Source organism: Occallatibacter sp. (assembly GCF_049802275.1).
Classification (GTDB): domain Bacteria; phylum Acidobacteriota; class Terriglobia; order Terriglobales; family Acidobacteriaceae; genus Telmatobacter.
The window spans coordinates 1-7,228 of the sequence record NZ_JBARMD010000199.1 but is presented as its reverse complement, the minus strand read 5'-3'; the positions used below and the strand labels follow the sequence as shown (position 1 = coordinate 7,228).

The following is a 7,228-nucleotide window of genomic DNA, read 5'->3' as shown; positions in this document are numbered from 1 at the left end:
AGGCCAACCAGGGCGCAGCGTAGACCAGTAGCTGGCCTTTGTCAGAAGGGGGCGTTTCTGAACGACAAGCTGGTTCTCGAGGATATTCACACCGCAGAGCAAATTGTTCTCCGGCTGCAGAATCGTTTTGTCCGGATCGTGCTCCTCCAGATGCTTATCCGCTTCCCAGTTGAAGTCGCATCCGTATCGCTTCGCGTCCTCGTAGGTGAGTTGGAGCAGGCCTTCGCTGCGCACCATGCGATGACTGACTCTATCCACGACCGCAACCTGCGGTTCAGTGTGCCGGACATTTGAGGTTGCTTTCAGCCCCGCTTCCGCGCCGGAAAGCGCTTGAAAGAAATAAGCCCAGAACTGCCGCTTGTCCACTTCCTTCATAAAACTGAAGCGCGGGCAGAATTGCCTTACGCTGCCAGACATTTCAGGTTTAAGTAGATCGGCGGGAAGCGCCTTTTCAATCGTGCCATCCCACTCTGGCCGCCAGGTTTCGTCGTCGCCGAGCGCTGCCTTTTGTTCGGCAATCGGCGTCGAGGGCGCTGGCTTCAGGATGGGAGCAGGGGGGGGAACAGGCGTGGTTGCAGCCAAAGGCCTCGACGGACCTGGATCATAGCGAAAAGCAAGCAGTCCCACCGCACAGACGGCTGCGAGCAGGCAAATTGCAATTCGCAATGTTCTGGGCATTTGCACCCCTCGGGAAGACCTCCAAATGGGTGAGATGCGCATTTGATTATTGGCGATTTGTGGGCCGGCCGCTCGAAGGTGGGCAAACTCTTTTAATTCACCGGCCTGTGCGATTTATTTATTGTGGGAAATGTCCTGCGTGACCTGGTAGCGCCCGGGGGTGCCTATAACCGCAATCGGCACCACCGCCCCCGCATTCTTTTTCTTGAAAAACGGCGCAAGCGGCTTCAGCAAGAACGATTTGAAGCCCGTGGTGGTGTGCGAAATGTCCGTGTCCATTTTCAGATCGCCGGTCAGGTGCGCGACTTCACCGTGGAAGCGAAACGTGCCTGCGAGCGTGGCCTCTGCTCCAGCCACCTTGAACGTCAATCGCGACGTGGATACGACGCCATTCTCAAGTCGTACCTCTCCCTGCAACGACGAGAGCGCATCCTTCGTCGCATCGGTAGCCTTGTTGTCGGGATCGACCCCGGTGTTTGGGGTGCGATTTCCCTGGGCACGCTCGCTGAAGGCCGAGAGATTCTTTTCGCTTTTACGATCCGACAACTTCTCTGCCGGCACGTTAAGTTTCCCGGTCATGCGGAGACGATCCATGAATCCGTCGCCGGGCGGTCCAACATAGGCATGGCTCTTGAGCCAGACAGGCCCGGTGATTGGCACGTCATCATGAACGAAGGGCTGCATCACGTCTTCAGCGCGTCCGTGCTCTACGCTGATGTCGAAATTCGTGAGCTTGGGATTGCCCTTGATACTGCCCACAGCGTGGATGCTGGTTTCCCTGATCTTCAGGTCGATCGCGTGGATTTCCAGATCTCCGCTGGAACCCATGAGTGTGGCACGCATGGAGCCTTCTATGGGAGTCGGTTTCCCATCCGTTACCGCAAAGTTGCGAGTGTCAGTATTTGTTTCCAGCTCCATCGATGCCAGTGTTCCCTTGAAGACTCCGCGCGCATTCAGCGTGCCGCTGATGTCTCCCACGTCATGCAGATTGACGTCAGTAAACGCAAAGTTGCCGCTTACAGGCGTCGAAAGCAGATCCCTGCCGTGGATAGGCCCAATGCTGCCGTGTGCAAGGATGCGGCCCGTGGGAATCGCATTTTGCATGTCGACGGCGTAGTACAACCCTTCGCCCTTGTGCAGGTTTTTGATCTCCAATTGCTTGATCGGAAATGAGAGAGGCTTCCCGTCTTTGCGCTGGATTTCGAGCAGGCTCTTGTGCACCACAAAACGTTCGATCATGGTGTCGGGACCGTCGAAATCACTTGCGCTGCCGGGCGGGAAATCTTCTCGGTTTTCCTTGCTGCCGATGGGCGGTACGACGATATGCAAACCGGTGATGTCTACCAACTCCACACGCTGGCGCAGCATGATGAGATCGGACCAGGTTCCCTGGACGACCATTGTGTCAACGTGGCCAAGTGGCGCGAGATCGGGCGCGGATCTTCGACGCATCGTGATGCCGGTAGCGACGAATCCGGGCTTAGGAAAGTAAGTGCGGTGATAGCCGGTGAAAGTAACCTGGCCTACAAGAACATCTTCGAGCATCGGAGCAATCTTGCGATGTCGATAGGGCCAGTTGGCACTAATCAGGACGGCGGCGGTTGCCAGCAGTGCGCCGACCGCGATGATGACAATATGGGCCCATAGCGGAGCGTGATGCCAGACGCTGTGCGCCTTGCGCCCGACTCTGTGTTTTGGCGGTGGCGAGGTCCTGCCGGACACCGGCGGCACTACCGAGGGATGAGCCATAATTTATGCTCTCGCAACGTCCAACAACCGATCCATTCAATAACTATGATGTCTAAATTCTGAACAAGGCGCCGCAATTCTATCGCGGACTGATCGTTCCGTGTAACGAACGATTCTAAGCTCGAATGCCTGCAATTTGGAATGCGGCATTTCATTGGAGCGCTGCCCCACTGAGAGGTCGAGTTTTTAAGTGGGGATTATCCCAGGAAGATCCCGGCAATTGATGCAGAGATGAGGTTGGCCATAGTACCGGCAAGCATTGCACGCACGCCCAGCCGGGCAAGGTCATTGCGGCGCTCGGGAACCAGCGCGCCGATACCGCCGATCTGCATCCCGATGGATCCGAGATTCGCAAAGCCGCATAGCGCGAACGTCGCAATTGTGAACGATCGCGGCGTGATCATCGCCTTGTGCGCTCCGAGCGCGATGTAGGCGATGACTTCGTTGAGGGCCATGCGGGTGCCAAGCAGGTTGCCGATCAGGCTGCAATCCTGCGCGGGAACTCCGATGAGCCACGCCACCGGCCAGAAAACGTAACCGAGAATCTCGCCAAGGCTACCCGGCACCCAGTGAAATCCGGCATGAATATGCGCCCAGCCCAGCAGCATATCGAGCAGGGCAACAAGCGCCAGAAAGCTGATAAGCATGATGGCGACGTTCAGTGCCAGCTTGCCGCCGTCTATGGTTCCGCGAGCGATGGCGCCGATCAGGTTCTCGTCCTTGTGCTGCTCATCTTTCGGAATCACAACCTTGCCTTCGGTGGCGGGAACTTCTGTTTCCGGAACGAGCATCTTCGCCATCAGGATGGTTCCCGGCGAAGTCATGATGACGGCCGACAACAGATGCCGTGCCTCAATGCCCTGCGAGATATACATGGCCATGATTCCGCCCGACACGTGGGCCATGCCGCTGGTCATGATGGTCATGAGCTCGCTGCGCGTGGCCTTCGAGAGAAAAGGCCGAATGGTCAAAGGCGCTTCAGTTTGACCCATGAAGATCGAAGCCGCCACGTTCATGCTTTCGGCGCCCGAGATGCGCATCGTCTTCAGCATCACCCAGGCCAGTCCGCGAATGATGATCTGCATGACGCCAATGTGATACAGAACGGCAAAAAAAGCAGAGATGAAGATGATTGTGGGCAGTACCTGGAAGGCGAAGATCGATCCGAGCGAAGTGTCCGGCGTGCCTAGCTTGCCAAATAGAACAGACGTTCCAGCCGTGGTTGCACTCAGCATCTTCGTAACAACGCCGCCAGCCCAGAACATGGCTCTCTGTCCGAAGTCGAAGCGAAGCACGAGAAATGCGAATAGGACCTGGAGGCTAAGACCCCACGCCACCGTGCGCCAGCGGATATGCTTTCTATCCGTCGAGCCAAGCCACGCCGCCAGCAGCACGGCCAATATCCCCAGCACCCCCGTAAATCGTGCCAAATCGAACGCTCCTTCAAAGACAGCTTCTAGCCTGCAGCTTCCAGTTCCTAGCCCTTTATCAACTTCCCGAAGCAATTGATCAGGAATCCAGAACGCACGAATGTTTTTCGGTATCAACAGGCTAACAGCAGTCGGCGGCAAACTGGAGACGTGAATCAGATTGCCGGTAAGAAGCTAGGAACTGGAAGTTGTCTCTCGCAAGTATTTCTCTGCATTTTCGCGGGCAAAGATGTGACTGACGAGGGGAATCTCTTCCGGCGGTTCGTCGGAAAACGTGATAGCTCTCTTGATGCGGTCAACCGGTTCGGACAGCATAGCTTCATTTGTGGCGTACAGCGTGGCAAAGGGCTGGCCCTCTTCTACGCGCGCACCACGGCGGGCGTGGAACTCAATCCCCGCGTGCGCATCGACGGGTTCTCCGGCCTTTTCGCGGCCTGCGCCGAGGCGCTGAACCGCCCAGCCCAGTTCCGTCGTGTCCATCGCGGCCACGTAGCCGCTTCTCCAGGCTTTCAGCACCAGGGTTGCGCCCGGCTTGTGCGAGCCTTTCAAGTCGTCAAAAACAGTCAGATCACCGCCTTGCGCCTTCACCATTTCGAAAAACAACTTCAGCGCTGTTCCGTCTGCCAGTGCGCCCGCGGCGGCCCAGTAGCCTTGCTCAGCCGTTTGCGTTCTGCCCCCCAGGTGAATCATCCAGCCCGCCAGACGCAATGAAAGCTCACGCAGGTCCGCGTTGTCCGCCGGCATCTCTCCGCGCAGCAACTCAACGCATTCCGCGACCTCGATCCAGTTGCCGGCAGTCCGGCCCAGGGGCTCACCCATGTCGGTCATCAGGGCCACGGTGCGTGTTCCTGCAGCTTCTGCCGTTACTACCATCAACGCCGCCAGAAACTCCTCATCGGCGCGCTCGCGCAGGAACGCGCCAGAGCCAGTCTTCACATCCAGCACCAGCGCATTCAGACCAGCTGCCAGTTTCTTACTAAGGATCGAAGCGCAAATCAACCCGGGACTCTCTACCGTACCGGTGCGATCGCGCAACGCATACAAAACGCGGTCTGCGGGAACCAGGGTCGGCGTCTGGCTCACAATGGCTGCACCACACTGCTGCAGCACGGCCTCGAACTCCGCCAGTGTCAGCGCTGAGCGGAACCCAGGGATTGAATCGAGCTTGTCCAGAGTGCCGCCGGTATGGCCCAAAGCGCGCCCGCTGATCATGGGTACGGCCACGCCGCACGCCGCCGCCAGCGGTGCAACCAGAAAGCTGGTTTTGTCGCCCACGCCGCCGGTGGAGTGCTTATCTACCGCCTGCTTGCCGAGCCGCGACGGATCGAACTTCTCACCGGAGTCCCGCATCGCCACTGCCAGCGCACCTGTTTCTTCAATTGTCAGTCCATTCAGCCATGCGGCCATCAGCCATGCCGACAACTGCTCCAGTGGAATCGATTCGCCTGCCGTAGCCGCCACGATGAACCCGATCTCACGCGGGTCAAGCGCACCGCCATCGCGCTTCTTGCGGATCAGATCGATCATGTGCAACGGCGAAACAGCCCTTTTAGACATACGAAGTTAGCCTCAATTTCATGAACAGATGAAATTATCGCAAGGAAAGGTGGCAGAAGTGTGGATTGCCGCGATCATCACAGGCAGCGTCTCGCGAGTAGATAAGTAATATCGGAACCTTCTATGCTCAAATTCCGGTCTTCTTCAGTCGCATGTCGAAGCCGAGAGGCAGAACCTGCTCAAACGACATTGTCCTGATCCCATCTGCTGCTGGAAAAACTACCGGTGCGTCGTGTTCCGCGAACTCGGCCAGCATTTGACGGCACGCCCCGCATGGGGGACTGGCCGCGTTGTTCAGATTTGCCACGGCAACAGCTTCGATGCGAATGTCGGGACCAAACTCGCTCACCGCCCGCACCAAAGCTGCTCGCTCAGCACAGATGGTTAGCCCGTAGCTCACGTTTTCCACGTTCGTGCCAGTCACAACCTTGCCGTTCGTCAGGCGAACCGCCGCGCCCACTTTGAATCCCGAGTAGGGCGAATAGGAGTTCTCCGCCGCCTTTTTGGCCTCTTCCAGAAGGTTATTGAGCGCTGCCTGCGCTAAGCTCGTCATCATCAATGCAGTCCTCATCTGTCTACCGAGTGAACCTTGAGGCTAATGCATGACCGCTCGCCCTGTACATCGGCTGTGCCGTTGGATGATCCTGTTTGCACTTTCCGCGGTCGTCATCGGCTTCACCCGATACTCCATGCTGGCTCAGGGCCCGGTTCCTGTGGGATCGTCTGACCCTCGATCCAAGACAGAAAGGCCACCTATCGTCAAATCCACCGGACTTTCTGCAGATCCCGTTTTCGATGTCGTTTCTATCCATCCCAATAACTCTGACCACACTGCCCGCACCCATATTTATTCCTACGCCGACCGTGGTCACTTCATTGCCATCAACGCGACGCTCATGCAATTGCTTGAATATGCCTACGCTATTCCCGATTCGCGCATCATCGGCGCCCCGGCTTGGACCAAGTCGGCGAAATACGACATCGAAGGGAAGTCAGATCCGGAATTCGCAGAAAAGCAGGCGGGGTTGCCCTACAGCAAGGCCAAGCCTCAATTACTGAAGATGGTGCAGACGCTTCTCGCTGACCGCTTCCATCTTGCCGCGCACCTTGAGAGCCGCGAACTTCCGGTTTATGACCTGGTCGTCAGCAAAGAAGGCGCCAAGCTCGCAAATGTGAAAGAAGAGGGAACGACGATTGACTCGGGAACACATTTCGGAAGCTCGACCATCACCATCAAGAGCAGCCCGCACGCAACTGCCGATCTTGCCGAGATGCTCGCCCGTTTTACCGGTCGTGTCGTTCTCGACAAAACCGGCCTTCAGGGCAATTACACCATTAACCTCAAATTCGCTTCCGACGACGCGCGATCTGGTGTTCCCAACACCGAGACAGTATCTGTCCCCGACGCGGGCCCATCCGTTTTTACCGCTCTCAAGGAACAATTGGGCCTGGAGCTCAAATCCAGTAAAGCCCCCGTTGATGTCCTCGTGATCGATCACATCGACCCGCCTTCAGAGAACTGAGATTCTGTCTCCCACTCAAATCTCGAGATCCCGATCGATAAATTTCTGGGGTGAGCCACCTCGGCTTGAGGGCCGGCGCCAAGTTCGGACAGTGGCTTTACAATCCGTGTGTCACGCGATGAATCACGATCAGTCCGGCGATGCAGCACCCCAGCAGAAGAGACGACGCCACAAATGCTGCGCGCAATGGGCTTCCCGGACAGAACCTCCGGTGGCTGCGAAAAGTGACTACGATGTCTCTCTGCAACCGGGCAGGACGCCAACCCGCCAGCCCCCGCCGGATCTCCAGCA

The 7,228-nt window shown here is 57.4% G+C and carries 7 protein-coding genes; 1 reads left to right on the top strand and 6 read right to left on the bottom strand.

Annotated elements, in window-relative coordinates; all coding sequences use genetic code 11:
• The 5 genes from WA354_RS06650 to cdd all read right to left on the bottom strand — a co-directional run.
• The coding region (locus WA354_RS06650) for a hypothetical protein (protein WP_472812221.1) at positions 1-678 on the bottom strand (678 nt) is incomplete at its 3' end.
• A 114-nt stretch (positions 679-792) separates the two neighbouring features.
• Positions 793-2,427, bottom strand: a complete 1,635-nt coding sequence (locus tag WA354_RS06645; protein WP_472812220.1) for an AsmA family protein — start codon at positions 2,425-2,427, stop codon at positions 793-795.
• Positions 2,428-2,624: 197 nt separating this feature from the next.
• Positions 2,625-3,857 carry a NupC/NupG family nucleoside CNT transporter gene (locus WA354_RS06640; RefSeq protein ID WP_472812219.1) on the bottom strand — a complete coding sequence of 411 codons (1,233 nt, stop codon included), beginning with the start codon at positions 3,855-3,857 and terminating at the stop codon, positions 2,625-2,627.
• Between the two features lie 174 nt (positions 3,858-4,031).
• Positions 4,032-5,414, bottom strand: coding sequence for a thymidine phosphorylase (locus WA354_RS06635; RefSeq protein WP_472812218.1), 1,383 nt, complete (start codon positions 5,412-5,414; stop codon positions 4,032-4,034).
• Between the two features lie 127 nt (positions 5,415-5,541).
• Positions 5,542-5,970 carry a cytidine deaminase gene (gene cdd, locus WA354_RS06630; RefSeq protein WP_472812217.1) on the bottom strand — a complete coding sequence of 143 codons (429 nt, stop codon included), beginning with the start codon at positions 5,968-5,970 and terminating at the stop codon, positions 5,542-5,544.
• A 46-nt stretch (positions 5,971-6,016) separates the two neighbouring features.
• On the opposite strand from cdd, the gene WA354_RS06625 reads away from it, so the two are divergent.
• Entirely contained in the window at positions 6,017-6,937 is a 921-nt protein-coding gene (locus WA354_RS06625) for a TIGR03435 family protein (protein ID WP_472812216.1), read from the top strand.
• 97 nt (positions 6,938-7,034) lie between these two features.
• Here WA354_RS06625 and WA354_RS06620 read toward each other — a convergent pair.
• Positions 7,035-7,228 (bottom strand): hypothetical protein (locus tag WA354_RS06620; protein WP_472812215.1); only part of this gene is annotated, 194 nt, incomplete at its 5' end.

What these genes read in the sequence shown, in the direction of transcription:
- WA354_RS06645 (WP_472812220.1), bottom strand. Translation starts at nt 2,427, where the DNA reads ATGGCTCATCCCTCGGTAGTGCCGCCGGTGTCCGGCAGGACCTCGCCA.
- WA354_RS06635 (WP_472812218.1), bottom strand. Translation starts at nt 5,414, where the DNA reads ATGTCTAAAAGGGCTGTTTCGCCGTTGCACATGATCGATCTGATCCGC.
- cdd (WP_472812217.1), bottom strand. Translation starts at nt 5,970, where the DNA reads ATGATGACGAGCTTAGCGCAGGCAGCGCTCAATAACCTTCTGGAAGAG.
- WA354_RS06625 (WP_472812216.1), top strand. Translation starts at nt 6,017, where the DNA reads ATGACCGCTCGCCCTGTACATCGGCTGTGCCGTTGGATGATCCTGTTT.